15 protein-coding genes are annotated in these 18,510 nt (G+C 72.1%); 9 read left to right on the top strand and 6 right to left on the bottom strand.

Annotated features, from left to right (window positions below; genetic code table 11):
* Nucleotides 1-79: 79 nt before the first annotated feature.
* A complete protein-coding gene (locus tag O0S08_RS06170) occupies nt 80-691 on the bottom strand; it encodes a hypothetical protein (protein WP_269038074.1) in 612 nt (203 codons plus the stop codon).
* Nucleotides 692-849: 158 nt separating this feature from the next.
* Here O0S08_RS06170 and O0S08_RS06165 point away from each other — a divergent pair, with 158 nt between their 5' ends.
* From O0S08_RS06165 to O0S08_RS06155, 3 genes are all read left to right on the top strand, one after another.
* Nucleotides 850-1,584 (top strand): hypothetical protein, encoded by a 735-nt coding sequence (locus O0S08_RS06165; RefSeq protein ID WP_269038073.1) that lies wholly within the window; start codon nt 850-852, stop codon nt 1,582-1,584.
* A 379-nt stretch (nt 1,585-1,963) separates the two neighbouring features.
* Nucleotides 1,964-2,962, top strand: coding sequence for an STAS domain-containing protein (locus O0S08_RS06160; protein ID WP_269038072.1), 999 nt, complete (start codon nt 1,964-1,966; stop codon nt 2,960-2,962).
* Between the two features lie 42 nt (nt 2,963-3,004).
* Nucleotides 3,005-3,562 (top strand): hypothetical protein, encoded by a 558-nt coding sequence (locus O0S08_RS06155; RefSeq protein ID WP_269038071.1) that lies wholly within the window; start codon nt 3,005-3,007, stop codon nt 3,560-3,562.
* Here the strand turns inward: O0S08_RS06155 and O0S08_RS06150 are convergent.
* The 4 genes from O0S08_RS06150 to O0S08_RS06135 all read right to left on the bottom strand — a co-directional run bounded on the left by O0S08_RS06150 (nt 3,559) and on the right by O0S08_RS06135 (nt 10,521).
* Entirely contained in the window at nt 3,559-5,709 is a 2,151-nt protein-coding gene (locus O0S08_RS06150; RefSeq protein WP_269038070.1) for a redoxin domain-containing protein, read from the bottom strand. The two genes, O0S08_RS06155 and O0S08_RS06150, sit on opposite strands and share 4 nt — an antisense overlap.
* A 130-nt stretch (nt 5,710-5,839) precedes the next feature.
* A complete protein-coding gene (locus O0S08_RS06145) occupies nt 5,840-6,160 on the bottom strand; it encodes a hypothetical protein (protein ID WP_269032845.1) in 321 nt (106 codons plus the stop codon).
* Nucleotides 6,157-7,203, bottom strand: a complete 1,047-nt coding sequence (locus tag O0S08_RS06140; RefSeq protein WP_269032844.1) for an IS630 family transposase — start codon at nt 7,201-7,203, stop codon at nt 6,157-6,159. The genes O0S08_RS06145 and O0S08_RS06140 overlap by 4 nt, the downstream gene beginning before the upstream one ends.
* Nucleotides 7,204-7,362: 159 nt before the next feature.
* Nucleotides 7,363-10,521, bottom strand: coding sequence for a response regulator (locus tag O0S08_RS06135; protein ID WP_269038069.1), 3,159 nt, complete (start codon nt 10,519-10,521; stop codon nt 7,363-7,365).
* A gap of 259 nt (nt 10,522-10,780) precedes the next feature.
* Here O0S08_RS06135 and O0S08_RS06130 point away from each other — a divergent pair, with 259 nt between their 5' ends.
* On the top strand, nt 10,781-11,839 hold the full coding sequence (locus tag O0S08_RS06130) for an alpha/beta hydrolase (RefSeq protein ID WP_269038068.1): 1,059 nt from the start codon (nt 10,781-10,783) through the stop codon (nt 11,837-11,839).
* Between the two features lie 246 nt (nt 11,840-12,085).
* On the opposite strand, the gene O0S08_RS06125 is transcribed toward O0S08_RS06130, so the two are convergent.
* Nucleotides 12,086-12,631, bottom strand: coding sequence for a dihydrofolate reductase family protein (locus tag O0S08_RS06125; RefSeq protein ID WP_269038067.1), 546 nt, complete (start codon nt 12,629-12,631; stop codon nt 12,086-12,088).
* A 62-nt stretch (nt 12,632-12,693) separates the two neighbouring features.
* Between O0S08_RS06125 and O0S08_RS06120 the strand changes: the two genes are divergently transcribed.
* The 5 genes from O0S08_RS06120 (at nt 12,694) to O0S08_RS06100 (ending at nt 18,462) form a co-directional block, all read left to right on the top strand.
* On the top strand, nt 12,694-13,674 hold the full coding sequence (locus O0S08_RS06120) for a helix-turn-helix transcriptional regulator (RefSeq protein WP_269038066.1): 981 nt from the start codon (nt 12,694-12,696) through the stop codon (nt 13,672-13,674).
* Between the two features lie 325 nt (nt 13,675-13,999).
* On the top strand, nt 14,000-14,848 hold the full coding sequence (locus O0S08_RS06115; RefSeq protein WP_269038065.1) for an isocitrate lyase/PEP mutase family protein: 849 nt from the start codon (nt 14,000-14,002) through the stop codon (nt 14,846-14,848).
* 280 nt (nt 14,849-15,128) lie between these two features.
* Nucleotides 15,129-16,496, top strand: coding sequence for an amidase family protein (locus tag O0S08_RS06110; protein WP_269038064.1), 1,368 nt, complete (start codon nt 15,129-15,131; stop codon nt 16,494-16,496).
* 334 nt (nt 16,497-16,830) lie between these two features.
* On the top strand, nt 16,831-17,238 hold the full coding sequence (locus O0S08_RS06105; RefSeq protein ID WP_269038063.1) for a hypothetical protein: 408 nt from the start codon (nt 16,831-16,833) through the stop codon (nt 17,236-17,238).
* A gap of 3 nt (nt 17,239-17,241) precedes the next feature.
* Nucleotides 17,242-18,462 carry a T6SS phospholipase effector Tle1-like catalytic domain-containing protein gene (locus O0S08_RS06100; protein ID WP_269038062.1) on the top strand — a complete coding sequence of 407 codons (1,221 nt, stop codon included), beginning with the start codon at nt 17,242-17,244 and terminating at the stop codon, nt 18,460-18,462.
* The last annotated feature ends 48 nt before the right edge of the window (nt 18,463-18,510 follow it).

The following is an 18,510-nucleotide window of genomic DNA, read 5'->3' as shown; positions in this document are numbered from 1 at the left end:
TCGCTCGATGCACGCGCAGGTCGCTTCCCGCGGCCGGAGCGGAGGTCGGCGCGCGGCGCTCCGCGACGAGGTGGCCGGGTCACGACGACCGGCAGGAAGCGCCGTCCTGCATGGCGCCTGTCCCGACGCGCTGCTCTCTCGCCGCCGCGACCAGCCTCGACCGCGAGGCTGCGCCCTTCCGTGACCACAAGGCACCATCGAGACCGGAGAACAGCTCGGTCGCGACCCGGGCGGAGGGCAACCCCAGGGCCGTTCGTTCGGGAGCGTCGGCGGTGACTGCCACGTGGGCCGCGAGCGCGTCCGCGGCGATCTTCCGCGCCTCGACCATACGCACCCGGCCCTCCCCGTCGAGCTGACCGGAGAGCCAGGCGTCGAGGGCCCACGCCAGCTCGGCGTGCCGGGCCTCGTCGTCGGCGATCGTGCGATAGATCGCCCGCACGCTCGCGAGCGTCGGTGTCGCACAGGCGCTGAATGACCCCCGTGCACGCCGCGGCTCGTGCCTCCGGCGAGCTCGCGCGCCGACGTGCTCCGCGAAGCGTCGCCCGGTCCTCGCACGCTCGCGAGCGTCGGCGTCGCGCAGGCGCTGCCTGACGACCGTGCACCCCGCCGCGCGTCCCCCTCCGCCACGGAGACGCGCGATCAGCCCGCGCCGCCGGGCAGAGTCAGCGTCGACGTCGCGCAGGCGCTGCACGCCGCGCGTCCTCCCTCCGGCGCGCTCGAACAAGCCCGCGCTGTCGCACGCAGGGAGAAAATCGCAACCCTGCGACCGGCCCTCGCAGAACTGCGACGACGACCGAGCCTCGCGCCGCCTAGACTCCCCGCATGAAATTAACACCTCGACTGCCAGCATTGTCCACGCCCCGAGACCACCGTCCCCCCTCTCCTCGACTGCTCGCCGCGCTTGGACTCGCGCTGGTACTCGCGTGCGGAGAGGCCGGCGGCTCGGACACCTCGGCGGCCTCGGAGACCTCGAGCGCCCAGACCACGGCGGGCGACGCGAGCAGCGAAGCAACGAGCGACGGCCCGACCACCGGCGGAACGAGCGCCGGCTCGACCACCGGCACCGACGACCCGGGCACCGACTCGAGCACCGCTGCCACCACCGGAGAACCCCGCACCTGCGCCGCGCTGTGTCAGCGCACCCACGATTGCGACGTCCCCGTGTCGCTCGAGCAGTGCAACAGCGAATGCGAGGCGGCCGACGCGGCCCTGCGCGCCTGCCTCGTCGCCTGCGACCAGCCGGTCTGCGACGACCTGCTGATGTGCACGACCGCCTGCGCCCACCAGGGCGACCCCAACGCCCCGCCCTATGCCAGCTGCGAGGGCAGCAGCGCGACCTGCCAGCCCGGCGTGGTCGTCTGCATCGCCAGCGCCCACGACGGCCTCGAGTTCTCGGTCTGCGCCCCGTACTGCGGCGACGACGACCCCTGCCCGCTGCCCGCCAGCGGCACCGCCACGCCGGTGTGCGACCTCGACAACCAGCCGAGCGTGTGCTCCCTCGATTGCAGCCAGGGCCAGCAGTGCCCGGAGGACATGGTCTGCGATCTTCAGGGCACGGGCTTCTGCATGTGGCCGATCGGGTGAATCAGCCCGCCTGCAGGCGCTGGCGCCGCCGACGACCCCGCGCGTCCGCGCCCCGCGCCGGTGAGGCGCCGTCGATGCCCCTCGCACATCGCCTCACGCGAGATCTGTCCGCGGGTACCATCGATCGGTCGACCGCTGGCAAAAAGAGCGTCGACGTCGGCGCGTCCCTCGTCGCGCCGAGGTGTCGTCGATCGCAGGCAATCTCATAACGGCGACGACGCCGAGCGCTCGCTTCCGACGGTCCGAAAACCGCCGTTGAACAAAGTTCATCATGGTACCTGCGACGAGAACGTGTTTCAGTCAGGGCCACCATATGATCGAGCGCGCGACCCTGGGTGGACTCGAGTTTGAATACGACACCGACCGCGGAAACATCCGAATGGGTGGTAACCCGGCGATCTTCATCTGGACAGAGAGCACGCTGGCCGGCCTCATCTCCGGGCTACAGCGCATGGTCGGCACCGACCGCTTCCGGCTCGCGCTGCACGGCGGCGGCCGCGACGGCGTGGCCGACGACTGGGCCTACATCTCGCAGTATCCGACCTTCGAGGCGGGCTTCACCGCGCTCACCCAGGTCGCCGCGACCTTCGGGTGGGGCCGCTGGGAGCTCGTCTCGCTCGACCGCCAGGCGCAGCGGGCCGTCGTCCGCGTGCACCATCACTGGGAGACCGCCATCCAGAAGGTGCTGAACGTCAGCTGGGGCTCGAGCTACCTCGGCGGCAAGTTCGCCGGCATCTTCCAGCGCCACTTCGGGGTCGCGCAGTGCTGGGCCGAGCAGGTCGCGTCCGTCGTCAGCGGCGACAAGTATGATGAATTCGTGATCGCCCCGTCGAACGCCAGCCTCGAGGACCGGCTCGAGCGCATGCTCGCCACCGACGACGCGACCCGGGCCGACCTCGCGGTCGCGCTCGAGCGCGTGCGCATGGAGGTCGAGGAGCGCGCCGAGACGGAGAAGCGGCTGCTGGAGAAGCTCAGCCTGATCGCCCGCCAGGAGGACGCCATCCGCGCCCTCGCGGCCCCGATCATCGAGGTCTGGGACGGCGTGCTCACCCTGCCGCTGATCGGCGTCGTCGACAGCCAGCGCGCGGCCGACACGATGGGCCGCCTGCTCGAGCAGATCCTCCAGAAGAAGGCCAGCTACACCATCATCGATCTGACCGGCGTCGATCTCATCGACACCGCGACCGCCGAGCACCTGCTGAAGCTCGTGCTCGCGGTCGAGCTGCTGGGCGCGCGCTGCATCATCACCGGCATCCGCCCCGTGATCGCCCAGACCATGGTCTCGATCGGCATCGACCTGTCGAAGCTCACCACCCTCGCCAGCCTGCGCGACGGCCTGACGTATTGCATCGACCAGACGCGCAAGACCAGGCGCTGAGCCGCGAGTGCGAGCGAGCGGGACTCCGGCTACGATCTGCGGGTGCTCTCGTCTTATCGCTTCTCTTCGACTCGCCTCTTCTGTCTCGCAGTCGCCCTGGCCGGGTGCTCACCCGGCCGCGACGCGACCACCGACGCGACCACCTCGAGCACGAGCGACGGCTCGGGCACCGCTGCGACGACCGGGCCCACCACCGGCGCGGTCGAGCCGCCCTTCGCGGCGGAATTGGTCGGGGCCTCTCTGGATTCGATCTACGGGTGCGGCGTCTCCACCGACGTCCACCTCCGGGTCCGCGTCACCGCCCCGGACGAGCGGGCGATCGACGCCGCGACGCTGACCTCCGTGCGCTTCACCGACTGGTGGAGCGCCGACGAGCTCGCAGTCGTCGCCGAGGATCTGCCGATCGCTGCCGGCGAGACCGCCGAGCTCGGCTTCCGCCTGTCCTTCGACGAGGGCGTCGTCGGCGAGGACTGCTTCAGCGAACCCCTCCCGAGCCCCCCGGTCGTCGCCACCTTCGAGATCGCCGGCGAGAGCCTCGAGCTCGCGGCCGTCGGTAGCCTCGGCTGCGGATTCGACGAGCCCCCCGACGGCGGGTGCTAGCCGGAGCTCACCGGCGGGGCGGCGCGGGCGCGCAGGGCCTCGATTCGCCACTCGAACTCCTCGCGCAGGTGACGGGTGTAGCCGAATCCGCCGTCGAAGCGGCGCCGGCCCTCGGGGTCGAGGAACCAGGTGGTGGGATAGCTGCGGACGCCGACGCGCTCGGCGTAGCCGTCGTCCATCAGCACCGGGAACGGCAGCTTCTGCTCGCGCACCCACGGAGCGACGTCGCCGAGGCTGCCGCCGTAATGAATGCTGACCACCGCGACGTCCGGATCGCCGGCGTGGGCCGCCGCGAACGCCGAGAACTCGGGCATCTCCAGCAGGCAGCCGGCGCAGGTCTTGAACCAGAAGTGCAGCACGACGATCTTGCCGCGCAGCGACGCGAGGGTGACCTCCCGGTGGTCGGTGCCGCGCAGCGAGAAGTCGGGCAGCGGCGCGGCCGATTCGTCGTAGGCGGCCAGCGTCTGCCGCTTGCGCCGCTCGGCCGAGCGGGCCTCGATGGACTCCATGTATTGCGAGAGGCCGCGGGTGCTGCCGGTGCGCGCGCGGTAGAGCTCGACGAGGGCGCCGCGGCAGCGCTCGCCGTCCTCGCCGGGGAGAGAGGCGCCGGCGACGAGGTGGAGCTCGGCAGCGTCGAGATCGCCGCGGCGACGGGCGACCTCGGCGAGGCCGAGCTGGAGGTCGACGAACGGGCCGAGGGTGTTGCTCTCGGCCCGCCGGAACGCGACCTGGGCGGCGTCGAGATCACCTGACTTCAAGGCCAGGTTGCCGAGGATCGTGCTGCCGACGGTCACGTGATCGCGGCGCAGCATGTCGACGTGGAGCGAGCCGGCGTCGCGCCAGGCGCGGGCGTAGGCCTCGCTGGCCTCGATCCCCGCGCGCGCGAGCTCGCCGGCGCGGTCGTGGTACGGGGTGCGGTCGAGCAGCGCACGGGCGCCGACGAGCTGCGGCGACGGCACCACCGGCTCGTGGGCGATCATTGCTTCGACGGCGGCGAGGATCGCCTCGGGGGTGGCCGAGGGATCGGCCATTTTTGCCTCGAAGCGCCAGCGGGCGACGTCGGCGAGCTTGTGCGGATCGTGGTGGATCGGGCGCGCGAGGAAGGCCGCGAGCATGGTGTCGCGCAGCAGCGAGGCCTCGGCGTCGCCGCGCGTGCCGGCGGCGTCGCGCAGGTCGAGGCGGCGGTACAGCACCGACTCGGCCTCGGGGCTGTCGGGGTACTCGGCGAGGATCCGCTGCTCGAGCGGCCCGGCGTGGCCGGCCCGACCGACGGCCCGCGCGCCGTCGACGGCCGCGAGGAGCACGTCGGGGCGATCGGGCCAGCTGGCGACGACGTCGTCGATGTCCGCGACCACTGCGTCGGCGTCCGCTCGCTGCTGCATCAATTGCCAGCGCCGGCGCAGCAGCGACGGCGCGCTCGGGGCGTGCGCGAGCGCGGCCTCGACCCATTCGAGCGCCTCGACCGACCGCTCCTGCAGGCTGAGCAACCCGGCAGCCGCCACCGCCACCGCGACGAACTCCGGGTCGTCCGGGGCCACGCCGCCCCCGACCGACAGCGCCTCCGGCAGGCGGGTGGGGTCGCTGCGAGCGGCATCGAGGAGGGCGTAGACCCGCGCCGAGGCCGGCGTGCCCGGCTCGGCCGCCGCCAGGGCGAGGATGTCGGCGCTCCGGTGCATCGCCAGCAGCAGCCACGCGCGGGCGACCACTGCGTCCGCGTGATCCGGCGAGTCGGCGAGCAGCGCCTCGGAGCGGCCGAGCAGCGCCGGATCGGTGACCGCGCCGCCGAGCGCCGCGAGCACCTCCGCCAACCTGGCCCATGGGTCACCTGGCTGTTCGGACAGCATCGCCCCGGCCAGCGCCGCGGCCTCGCTCCGACGCCCGGCCGCCGCGACGCAGCCGATCCACCACGCGCGCAGGCGCCGGCTCGCAGGGTGCTGCCGCACGAGGGCCTCGCCGTCGCGCGCGCAGCCGAAGGCGTCATCGGCGGTGAGGCGAGCCCGCAGCCCGTCCGCGGCCGCGTCCGCGGGATCGACGACCGCGGGGGCGAGCTGCTCGTGAGCGTGAGAGGGAGCGGCGGGTGAACAACCGACCGGCGTCAGCGCGATCGCAATGCACAGGGTCGATCGGACAGCTCGGGAGCGGGGCATCATCGGCTCGTACGCGGCGCGCGGGGCGGCGATCTGCGCCCCGAGATACCACTGACGCGCGCGCGCCGGAGGGACCCGCGCGTGAGTCGACGCGGCCTAGTACATCCGGCCCGAAGTTCTCCAGGGGTTGCTAGGCCCTCTCTGCAAGGGTCCAGCCGAAGTTGCCGAGGAGCAGCTCGAGCAGTTCGTCGCGAGAGGCGCGGAAGGGTGTTGGTTCCCAGCGCCCGGTATGGGTAGCCATCTCCAGCTGCCACAAGTTGGCGGCGAGACGGCGCAGGCGCGCGTGCGGGATCGGATCGTGGGTGGGGCCGGACTCGAGGGTGATGAGCGGGGCGCGATGCCGGACACGGATATGTGCGAGGCCCTGGTGTTGGCGCAGGAACTGCTCGACAGCGCGAGCGTCATCGTCCGATTTCGCAGCGGCGTTGCGGGTGGTGCGTGGACGGCTCATGCGGCGTGGTGCCGCTGAGTGTGGACGAAGTGACCGCGGAAGGTCCAGTTGAACGGGTGCGCTTCGTCGCTGTTCCAGCGCCGGATGAAGCTCATCACGGCGCGGGGCAAGGCTCCGGCGCAAGGAAAGTCGGCGTAACGAAGGACGCGGCGCTGCAGCAGCGAGAACCAGATCTCGATCTGGTTGACCCACGAGGCATGGATCGGCGTGTATACGAAGTGGAAGCGGTCGCCGTGACGCCGGTTGAAGCGAGCCCAACGCTGGTCCGCACCCTCATAGTGGATGTTGAGGTTATCCCAGACGACGTAGAGCTGGCCGGTAGGATATTTGCGGGCAAGGCTCTCCATGAAGTCCAAGAGGTCCTCGGCCCGTCGTTGCGGCTTGCACTCGCCCAGGACTTCACCGGTGCGGACGTCGAAGGCCGCGAACAACGACCAGGTACCGCGGCGGACGTACTCGAACTCGAAACGGCCCGCGCGGCCGGGCGCGGGGAGCTTGCTGGGAAATCTCCGTCCGAGCGCCTGCATGCCGGTCTTCTCGTCGACGCAGAGCACATGAGCTCCGTCCGGGGGATGATGGTAGAGATCGCAGATGCGCTGAACCTTGCGACAGAAGTCGGGGTCGGGGCTGTGCAGCCAGAGCCTCATCTTGTGCGGCCGGAAATCCTCGTTGCGCAAGATTCGCCCCACCTCGGACACGCTGAGCCCGACACCTGTCTCATGAAGCAGGCGCCTTGCCAACGTCGCATATGTCCACGTCGAACGGGTCTGCTGGCCATGCCTGGCAGGCTTGTCACAGGCGAGTTTGATGAGCTTGCAGCGTGTCGCCGGCGATACCCGAGGAGGTCGCCCACTTCGCGGACGATCCTCGAGCGTCACGACTCGCCCATCACGCGCGAAGCGCCCACGCCACACCCTCACCGTGTCCACGTGGCAGCCCAATCTCCGCGCAATCTCCTGGTTTGAGTGCCCTTCGGCAGCGAGGAGCACGAGCCTCGCCCGGAGTACGAGGCGTGCCTCGGCGCGGCCACTCCGGGCCAGCACCTCCAGTTCGTCACGGACCGAAGGTGCCAAACGAAGCCGTTGTGCTCGTGGGCCTGGCACATCGACGAGATCGTTTTCGCGCCTCGCCTATTCCACCGCCTATACCGCCCTGGCGATGGATCCAGGACAGAACCCCTGGAGAACTTCGGGCAGGCAGTACTAGGCGACCCCGGCGTCGCCGCGCCGCCCCGTCTTGCTCGCGGCCGCCTCGAGGAGGGCCCGCACCTCGTTCAGCAGCGCCGCCTGCGAATAACTGCCCTTGCGCAGCACCCGGTGCACGCCCGCGTGCAGGAACGCGGACTCGTCCGCGGTCAGCTCGCAGGCGGTGATGACGATGACCGGGACGTCGCGCCAGTCCGGCGAGGCGCGCATCGTCTGGATCACCTCGAAGCCGTCGACCTCCGGCATCATGAGGTCGAGCAGCACCACGTCGGGGACGGCGCTGCTCAGGGCCTCGATCGCCTCGCGGCCGTCGGCCGCCTCCCGCACCGACCACTGGGCCCGCTCGCACAGGCGGCGCAGCAGCTCGCGGACGTCGGGCTCGTCGTCGACCACCAGCACCGACGCGGGCAGGCTCGGCCGCTTGTAGCGGGCCAGCGTCGCCAGCAGGCGGTCGCGGTCGATCGGCTTGAGCAGGTAGTCCGCGGCCCCGAGCGAGAAGCCGACGTCGCGGTCGCTGACGATCGTCATCACCACCACCGGCACGTCGGCGAGCTCCGGGTCGCGCTTGAGCGCCGTCAGCACCGCCCAGCCGTCCATCCCCGGCATGATCACGTCGAGCGTGATCACGTCGGGCGCGAGCTCGCGGGCCAGGCGCAGCGCCTCGGCGCCGCTGCGCGCCCCGATCACCCGGTAACCCTCGCGCGCGAGGAAGCGGGCCATCAGCTCCTGGACCACCGCCTCGTCGTCGACGACCAGGACGGTCGAGGCCCCCTCGGCGGGCGGGCCGACCTCGGCGAGCTCGGTCCAGTCCTCGGCCTGCTCGAACACCGCCGGCACGAACCTGCGCGCGGGCAGCGTCACGGCGAAGCTCGAGCCCTGCCCGAGCACGCTCTCGACCGTGATGTCGCCGCCGAGCATGCGACAGAAGCGGCGCGTGATCGCCAGGCCGAGGCCGGTGCCGCCGAACCTTCGCGTGGTCGAATCGTCGGCCTGCGTGAACGGCTCGAACAGCACGCCGAGCTTGTCGGCGGGGATGCCGATGCCCGTGTCGCTCACGACGAAGCGGAGCTCGTCGAGCCCCGCGGCGACGTCGACGACGCGCTCGGCCCGCAGGCGGATCTCGCCGCGGCTGGTGAACTTGGCCGCGTTGCTGAGGAGGTTGTACAGGATCTGCCGCAGCCAGGTCCGGTCGGTCTGCAGCACCCCGACGCCGGGATCGACCTCGGCGATGAACACGCTGCTGTTCTTGTGGGCCAGCGGCGCCAGCGCGACCGTCACCTCGGCGGCCAGCTCGGCGAACACCACCGGCTCGATGTGCGCCTCCATCTTGCCGGCCTCGATCTTCGACAGGTCGAGGATGTCGCTGATGACGGCCAGCAGGTGCGAGGCGGCCCCGTGGATCTTCGCCAGGTCGCGGACCACCTCGCGCTCGCCGGCCGCTGCCGCGTCGTCCTGCAGCAGCTCGGTGTAGCCGATGATCGCGTTGAGCGGCGTCCGCAGCTCGTGGCTCATGTTGGCCAGGAAGGTGCTCTTGGCCCGGCTGGCCTCGAGCGCGCGGTCGCGGGCGGTCGACAGCTCCTCGTTGAGGCGCTGCAGCTCCTGCTCGCGCTGCTTGCGGGTCGAGATCTCGACGTGCAGCTCGGCGGTGCGGGCGTGGAGCCCCTCGATGAGCACCCCGAGCTGCGTCGCCATCGCGTTGAAGGCCCGCGTCAGCTCGCCGATCTCGTCGTGCGAGCCCTCGTCGGCGCGCGCGGTCAGGTCGCCGGCGCGCATCCGCGTCACCGCGGCGGTGAGCCCGAGGATCGGCCGCGACAGCACGCTGCCGACCCCGAACGCCACGCCGGTCACGAGCGCCGCGATGAGCATGGCGACGAGCGTCGCCTCGCGGTCGCGCGAGGCGATCGGGGCCAGCAAGGTCTCCGACTCGATCGTCGCGGCGATCTGCAGGCCGCCGAGCCCCGGCGGTCGCAGCCGCATCACCAGGCCGTCCGGCGGCTCGCTCGCGCGGACGACGGCGCGCGTGGCCGCGTCGGCCCCGGCCCGCAGGAGCGCCTCGCCGTCGGCGCCGAACACCAGCACGCCGACCCCCTCGCCGCCGATCGCCGCGACCTTGTCGAGGGCCTCGCGCAGCGCCCCGCTCGCGTAGCGCACGCGCAGCGCCGCCCCGCTCGCGCCGCCCCGCGCGACCACGGGCGCCTCGACCTCGAACCCGTCGGCGCGCAGCCCCACGCGCAGGCCTGTCCTGTCCCCCGGGGCAGACGGCCCCAGCTCCCCCGCCGACGCCCACACCTCTCCGCCTTCGCCGACGAGCGCGGCGCCGGCGGCCGGCCTGAACTCGCGCCGCGTCAGCGCTGCGACGGCCTCCGCGGCCTGCCGGCGATCGCCCGCGTCCGCGGCCGCGGCGACGACGTCGGCCTGTCCGGCGTCGCTGGTCGCGAGGGCGCGCACGTCCGCGATCGCGACGTCCAGCAGCTCGGCCGCGGCGGCGGCGACGTGCTCGAGCTGCGCCTCGACGCGGGCCTCCACCTCCTCGCGCAGGCCCGCCCCGCTGATCCGTACGTGCAGCACGACCCCGCCGAGGGCGACGAACAGGAACGACACCTGCAGCTTGGTCGTCAGCGGGTACTGCTTGAAGTCGCGGACGACCAGCAGGACGAGGCCGATCATCCCGGCCGACGTCATGATGTACAGCCACGTCTGAAACAGCGGGAAGACGGCCTGAAACGGCGGCTCCAACGCATCGGCCGCGATCAGCGCGATGCCGATCAGCGTGACGACCAGCATCGTGCCGTTCACCTCGCGGAAGGACAGCACGCCGGGCGCCAGCGCCAGCGCGGTGATGAAGCCGGTCAACGCCAGGCTCGCCGCGGTGCCGCCCATGAGCATCGAGCACACGATGACCGCGACGGTCATGACGCGAATGGCGATGCGCACGGCGCTGTCGAGCTCGCCGGCTCGCGCGCGCGGGATGACCACGCGCGCGTACGCGGTGACGAGGGTGAGGAGCACGACGATGATGCCGTCGAGCTGCCACACGTGCTCGAGGAGGATCGTGATCCCCGTGTTGCCGGCGGCCGCGATGAGGCAAGCGACGACGAGGACCTGGGCGCTCTGGACGATCCGGCGCTGCAGCTCCTGGGCGCGCGGGCCCGTCATCGCGCGGGGGGTATGATCATTCATCGCGATTCATCCGACATGCGGGCACAAAGGCCCCCTGCCCCTTGCGACCACATTCACCGCAGCGCGCGTGAATGTCGCGGCGGTGACCGACGAATTGTCTTGGCGGCAGCACCGCCGCCTTGGTACGTTGATCCGCGCAGGTTTGCGGCCGAGACGAGCCAGTCGGCGACGCCACCCGATCGCGGGTGTCGTCGCCGACGGCGCGGCCGCGACGAATGATCGGAGGGATGGAGTGATGACAGATCGCAAGCAGGCGCGGACGCGCGAGACTCGGGCGGTAGGAGCATTGATGGTCGCGGCGGCGGGCCTTTTGCCCACCTCCGCCGAAGCCGGATTGCTGTCACCCAGCATCACGATCAGCAAGCGTGTCGACTTCGAGGTCACGCTGTCCGACGACCAGGACTACACGGTCGCCGGGCATTTGTCCATGAAGGTGGGCGGCCACTGCGGGCTCTTCCTCGACCGGACGCTGCAGGTGCTCCTGCACGGGGGGACATACGACCACGAGTACTGGGACGCCCCACAGATCAACGGTGAGCGCTACTCATACGCCGACTACATGACCGACCGGTGCTACGCGGTCCTCGCCCTCGACATGCTCGGCGCCGGCGCGTCGAGCGCCCCAGCGGGCGACCTCGCCGATCTCGCAGAGAGCGCCAGCGCCCTCGAGCAGGTGCTGACGCGAGTACGCGCCGCCGACCTGCTGTGGGAGCCCGTGTTCGACAAGATCGTCCTCGTCGGCCACTCGATGGGCACCATCACCTCGGTCTACGCCCTCGGCAACTACGGCCCCATCGCCGACGCGCTGGTGGCGACCGGGTGGGCCCACGCCCCGCGGATCATCCCCATCGACCCCGCGGCCTTCGAAGGGCCGCTGCAGCAGCCGTACGTGGTCATGCCGCCGCCGGTCCGCGAGCTGCTGTTCTACTACCCGCCGACCTCGGACCCGGACGTGATCGCCTACGACAACGCCAACCTCGTGTCGGGGCTGCCGCGCGGGCTCATGCTCGACGTCCTCGACATGATGACGGCCCTCGCCATCGGCGACCCGGAGGGTATCAACGGCCTGTCGCTGGTCGACCAGGTCGAGGTCCCCGTCCTGTCCCAGCTCGGCCAGTACGACATCATCGCCACCGCCGACGTCGCCGCCCAGGAGGCCGCGTTCTACAGCAGCTCGCCCGACGTCACGGTGCAGGTCCTGCCGGACATCGGCCACGACGTCAACCTGCACCTCAACCGCGAGACCGGCTGGGCGCAGATCGACGCCTGGATCGCCGCGAAGGTCGGCAAGTAAGCGGCCGCGTCCCGGCGTTCGCCGGGGCGGACGAATCACCGGTCCGCGATTCGCCGCACCGGCGGGCCGCGCGAGCCCGGAGCCGACGCGCGGCGCTCGCTCGCCGATCGCGGCGAACAGCGCGCCGCTGCGCTGCAGCGCCTTCGATTCGCCGCACCGCGGGCCGGGCGCAATGTCCATTCGCGCTCGCCGGGGACACTTCCGGCGGTCGCGGCGTCCTGGGCGGGCGAGGCCTCGCGGCGCACGTCAGCGCGACGCCGGCACCGCGTAGCGCAGCTCGATCATCCCGCGCGGGAATCGTGTGACACAGGTGAGCTCGAGCGGCCCCGGCAGCGCCGCCGGCAGGAGCGGCGCGCCGGCGCCGAGGACCACCGGGATCACTGCCAGCCAGATCTCGTCGAGCAGGCCGCGGCGGGCGAACTGCGCCGCCAGGTTGCCGCCGCCCATCATCCAGACGTGCTTGCCGGCGGCGGCGCGGACCATCTCCTCGTGCACCGCGCCGACGTCGTCGGCGGTGAAGCGGATGTCGGCGCCGGCGATCGTCGGCAGCTCGCGGTGCGTGAACACCCAGGTCGGGAGGCCGGCGTACGGCCAGGCCTCGAGGTTCTCGCCGAGGAGGAACTCGTAGGTCGCCGCGCCCATCGCCAGCGCGCCCGCCCCGGCCTGGAAGGCCTTGTAGTGGGCCTCGACCCCCTCGACGTCGTTGAACTGAAACAACCATTGCAGGCCGCCGCTCGCGTCGGCGATGAAGCCGTCGATGCTGGCCGCCACGAAGTACTGAGTTCGCGTCATGCGAAGAGCGTGGCGCAGGACCCTGACAGGACCTGTCAGTGATTTTCCGGCATCATGCGCGGGTGCGGTCGAGCCGGCTCCTCGCGTTGCTCCTCGTGCTCCAGCGGCGCCAGCGGGCCACCGCGGCCGAGCTCGCCGAGGAGCTCGAGGTCTCGGTGCGCACCCTCTACCGCGACGTCGCGGCGCTGGTAGCCGCCGGCTTCCCGCTGTGGACCGAGCCGGGCCCGCACGGCGGCATTCGTTTGGTCGAGGGCTGGCGCACGCGGCTCGACGGCCTCACCGCCGCGGAGGCGAGCGCGCTGTTCCTCTCGGGCGCGCCGCAGGCGGTCGCCGACCTCGGCCTCGGGGCGGTCGCCCTGTCGGCGCGGGCCAAGGTCGACGCCACGTTGCCCGCGGAGCTGCGCGACCGGGCCGGGCGGATCCGCCAGCGCTTCCTGCTCGACGCGCCGGCCTGGTTCGCGCGACCCGAGCCGCTCACCGCGCTGCCGACCGTCGCCGCCGCGGTGTGGGAGAGCCGCAAGCTCGAGCTGCGCCACGGCGGGCGTGAGGCCAGCCGCCGCGTCGAGCCGCTCGGGCTCGTGCTCAAGGCCGGCACCTGGTACCTGGTCGCGCGCTCGCGCGGCGAGGTCCGCACCTACCGCGTCGGCCGCATCGACCACGCCGAGCTGCTCGCCGAGGCCTTCGCGCGACCCGACGACTTCGACCTCGCCGCCTGGTGGGCCGCGTCGTCGGCCGCGTTCGACCAGTCGCTGCTCGTCTACCGCTGCCGCGTCCGCCTGTCCCCCTACGCCCAGAAGTCGCTCCCGCGCCTGGTCCCGCACGACGCGGTCCGTCGCATGCTCGCCGAGGCCGGCCCGCCCGACGCCGAAGGTTGGCGCGAGCTCGACCTCCTGCTCGAGAGCGAGGAGGTCGCCGCCGACCAGCTCACCGGCCTCGGCGGCGGCGTCGAGGTGCTGGAACCACCGGAGCTGCGCCGGCGCCTGCACCTCGTCGGCCTCGAGATGACCCGCCGCAACCGCCCGCGCGCCGACGCGAACGATTGACCTGTCCGCGACGGCGCGCTACGTATCGCCGCCGAGGTACGGGCCTTGGCCGATACACAGACTCAGGAGACGGACGTGGATGGTTACGCGGCCGGGACCGCCCGCGGACTCCTCCAATTCATTCGCATGTGCGTCCTCCGCCTGCCCAGCGACCCCTACTCGCAGAATTTGGTGAATGCGTTCAATCAGCAGCTCGTGGGATCGTGAGCAACTGGACGTTCGGGCAGATCTCGGACGAAGACTGTTACAATCAGGTGAACGCCATTAGCGCGAGGCGCGGCCGGGACCTGCTCGCGGGCCGCGTGTGATAAAAGAGGAGCTGCCGATGATCGACAGGGCCGCCATCATGTCCCCCGCGCTCGCTGCATTCCACGCCTTGCACCGCTCCGGCTGCTTCGTGCTGCCGAATCCGTGGGACGTCGGGACCGCGGTGGTCTTGCAGCACCTCGGGTTCGTCGCGCTGGCGACGACCTCGGCCGGCGTCGCGTTCTCCCGCGGGCGGCCCGACGCCGTCGTCGCGCTGCCGCTGGGCGACATGCTCGCGCACATCCGGGAGATCGTCGAGGCGACCCCGTTGCCGGTCAACGCCGACTTCCAGGCCGGCTACGCCGACGCGCCGGAGGACGTCGCGCGCAACGTCGCCGCGTGCGTCGCCACCGGGGTCGCCGGGCTATCGATCGAGGATGCGACCGGCGACTCCGCAGCGCCGCTGTACGAGCGCTCGCTGGCGATCGAGCGCGTCCGGGCTGCGCGCGCGGCGATCGACGCAACCGGCGTCCCCGTGGTCCTCACGGCGCGCTGCGAGGCGTGGCTGGTCGGAGACCCGGACGCCTCGAGGGTGGCGCTCGACCGCCTGGTCGCGTTCGCCGACGCGGGCGCGGATTGCCTCTACGCCCCCGGGGTGCGCAGCGCCGCCGAGATCTCGGCGATCGTGCGGGCCGTGGCGCCGCGGCCGGTCAACGTCCTCGTCTCCGCGCCGGTCCCGGGGCTCACCGTGGCCAACCTCGCCGACTTGGGGGTGCGCCGGATCTCAGTCGGCTCGGCGCTCACGCGCGTGGCCTTCGGCGCGTTCATCCGGGCGGCTCGCAGCATCGCCGAGACCGGCACCTTCGACGCGCTCGCCGACGCGAGCCCGTTCGCCGAGCTCGACCGCGTGTTCTCGGCGCGGACGTGAGCGGCGAGGCCCGAAGGCCGAGCATGAGGCCCGCCGCGAACTGCGACGCCGTCGCTCGTGCGCCGCGCCCGCATGACCGCCGATCCACGCCTGGAAGACGAGCGCTCCGTCGCTGACTCGCGGGCGATCTGCGACCGGCCCGCAACTCTGCCGGCGTGACGGAGTACGCGTCGAGGGAGGCTCCAAAGGCCTCCGCGCGCTCGACTGCAAATCGTCGCCTCGCCGAGTGCGACCGCGCAGGCGGCTTGCTACCCTCGCGGCCCTCCGGGAGGACAGACGCATGGGGAACTTCGACATCGATCAGGCGACCGCGGTGGAGACGGCGCGGGCGGTCGCCGACGGCACGATCACGGCGCTCGCGGCCTGCGAGGCGGCGATCGCCCGCATCGAGGCGCGGGACGGATCGATCCACGCGGTGGTGGTCCGCGACTTCGCGCGGGCGCGCGAGGCGGCGCGGGCCTTCGACGCCGCGGGCGACGACAAGCGGCGCCTGCCGCTCGCCGGCGTGCCGATGACCGTCAAGGAGTCCAACGACGTCGCCGGCCTGCCGACCACCTGGGGCTTCGCCGAGTTCGCGGAGCTGCCGATCCGCGCCGACTCGGTCGCGGTCGCGCGGCTCAAGGCGGCCGGCGCGATCATCCTCGGCAAGACCAATGTGCCGGTCGCTCTCGGCGACTGGCAGTGCGCCAACCCGGTCTACGGGCGCACCCTCCACCCCGACGATCCGGCGCGCACGCCCGGCGGCTCCTCGGGCGGCGCGGCTGCGGCGCTGGCGGCCGGCATGGTGCCGCTCGAGCTCGGGTCCGACATCGGCGGATCGATCCGCGTGCCCGCGCACCTGTGCGGCGTGTTCGGCCACAAGCCGACCTACGGCCTCGTGCCGATGACCGGGCACTCGTTCCCGGGCATGGACGGCGCCGAGCCCGAGCTCGCGGTGCTCGGACCGATGGCCCGCAGCGCGGTCGACCTCGCGGTGGCGCTGGCCGCGATCGCCGGCCCGGGCGACGACTCGGCCTATCGCCTGGCCCTGCCGCCGCCGCGCCACCTCACCCTCGCGGAGCACCGCGTGCTCGTGCTCGACGCCCACCCGGTCACGGCCACCGACGCCGGCGTGCGCGAGCCGATCGCGGGGCTCGCCGACTCGCTCGCGCGCGCCGGCGCGACCGTGCTCCGCCGCCACGAGGCCTTGCCCGACCTCGCCGAGATGCACGCCGCTTACCGCGACATGCTCCTCACCATCCTGACGCGCGGTACGCCGAATCCGAAGCCCGTCCACGCGCACGCATGGATGGCGCTCAGGGACGTGCAGGCGCGCTTCATCCGCCAGTGGCAGGCGCTGTTCGCCGACGTCGACGTGGTCCTCGCGCCGCCGTTCGGCGTCCCCGCGTTCCCGCACGACGACCGCCCCGACTGGGCCGACCGCCGGCTCGTCATCGACGGGGCCGAGGCCCCGTACGGCCCGCAGATCGGCTGGCCGGGCGTCGCCACCTTCCCCGGCCTGCCGGCCACCGCGGTCCCGCTGGCGCGGACGCGCGAGGGCCTGCCGACCGGCGTGCAGGTGATCGGCAAGCAATTCGCCGACCTGACGACGATCGCCTTCGCGGGCCTGCTCGAGCAGGCCGGCCTCGCCGCGGCGCCGCGGCGGTGATTGTACATATGTCCCTCGGGACATATGGTGAATGACGCCCGCGACGCCGTCGCGGGCCGGGCCTCGCCGATCTCACACCGCCCGCGACGGCGCGGATGCCGACCTGGCGTGCAGACGTCCCTGAACGCGGCTGGCAAATTCGCGCGGTCGATCTCGGCCCGCGAGGATCGTGAGGAGATGTTCACGCCGCTCCCCGACGCGCTCGCGCCCCGGCGTGGAGCGGCGCGAGCGCCTGCCGGCCGGGCCCGCGCAGGAGGATCCCCGCTCCGCTCCGTCGCGCTTCTGTTAGGCTGCCTCAGGGCTCGTCCGTCGAGCGCGACAGCAGGCGCAAGCGATGTTCAAGATCCGCGCTGAACAGGCCGACACGCTCGCCGACGACGATCTCGTCCGCCGGATCATCGCCTACTTGCAGGTCCGCATGCCGGACAAGATCGCCAGGCACGACCCGCTCGACCTGCGCGCGGTGGTCCTCCACAGCTTCGAGATCGCCCGCTCCTACGCGATCCACAGCGAGCGCGGCCTGTTCACCTTCGTCATGGACATGCTGGCCGTCGGGCCATGTTTTCACCTTCAGCCGAAGATCCAGGCGATCCTCGATCAGCACGACCTCGGCGAGCAGGTCCGGCTCGACCGGATCGTCGACGACGTCGACGACGCGGCGTGGGAGGAGGCCGCGACGATCACCAACCCGGCGACCTACTGGGACGAAGTGCTGGCCGAGGCCGACAAGAAGAGGGAGTGAGGGATGGGAGCGCGGGACACTGCGAGAGGGGTCCAGGGCGAGGCGCAGGCGTTCCCGGCGGCGCGGCCGGGCGCGACCTGCCCGTGCCAGAACCCGGGCCGCAAGCTGCGGGCCGGGGTCTTCTTCGACGGCACCGACAACAACCGGGCCCGCGACGAGCCGCGGCAGAGCCACACCAACGTGGTCCGCCTGTTCAACGTCTTCAAGGACACCGCGACCGCCGAGGAGGTCTATCGCAAGCAGTACATCGACGGCGTCGGCTCGATGGACACCGACGCGCGCCAGCGCCAGGCCGAGGCCCAGCGGGCCGCCGCGTCCAACCGGTGGTTCGGCGCCCGCTGGGCCACCGCGGTCACCAGCCGCGGCTCGCAGATCGCCGACAGCGGGGCCAACCTCGCCGGCATGGTCGGCGGCCTCGGCGGCGAGGAGCGGCTCAACCGCGCCTACTTCTGGCTGCGCGACCGCTGCGGCGAGCTGCCGCTGCAGGCGTGCAAGACCGTCGACGTGTTCGGCTTCTCGCGCGGGGCAGCGCTCGCCCGCACCTTCGTCAACCTCGTCAACATGGCGCTGCGCAAGCGCCAGCCGCACGTCACGGTCCGCTTCGTCGGCATCTACGACTCGGTCGGCTCGTTCGGCCAGGCCGGCGACGACTCGAACCCCGGGCAGAACCTCTACATCGACGCCACCGACGCGATGGGCATCACCCACTACACCGCGCGCCACGAGTACCGGGAGAACTTCCCGCTGTCGATCATCCCCGGCGTCGACAGGGAGTACCCGGGCGCTCACTCCGACGTCGGCGGCAGCTACCCGCCCGAGGAGAACGGCAAGCTCAACCACCTCGCGTTCATCCCGTTCCGCGACATGTACCAGGTCGGCGCGAGGTGGAACATGTGGAAGTCGAGCTGGACCACCCAGCTGCACCGGCTCGCCGCCGGCGAGGTCCAGCCGCTGAAGGTCCGCTCGGACCAGCTCGCCGGCCCCGCGACCAAACCTCTGCCGTCGCACGAGCGCCTGTCCGCCGATCAGCGCGCGTTCTTCCAGCGCTACATCCACGAGTCGGCGGTGCGGCCGCGCGGCTGGGTCTCCGGGATCTGGAACGACGGCGTCGGCGGCCACCTGACCAAGGTCGGCAACCAGTTCGACCCGTCGGGCCGGCGTCGCCGGTTCACGCATCGCCGGCTGCGTCTGACCGCAGATCCGCCGTCCTTCCGCTGGCGCTGAGCCGCACGACCCCGCGGGGTTGTGGCGGACCCGATGGCGACAGGCGCG

The sequence above is a fragment of the Nannocystis punicea genome, from assembly GCF_026965555.1.
In the GTDB taxonomy this organism is placed as follows: Bacteria; Myxococcota_A; Polyangia; order Nannocystales; family Nannocystaceae; genus Nannocystis; species Nannocystis punicea.
The sequence above is the reverse complement of the archived record's forward strand: the minus strand, read 5'-3'. Positions and strand labels throughout refer to the sequence as shown.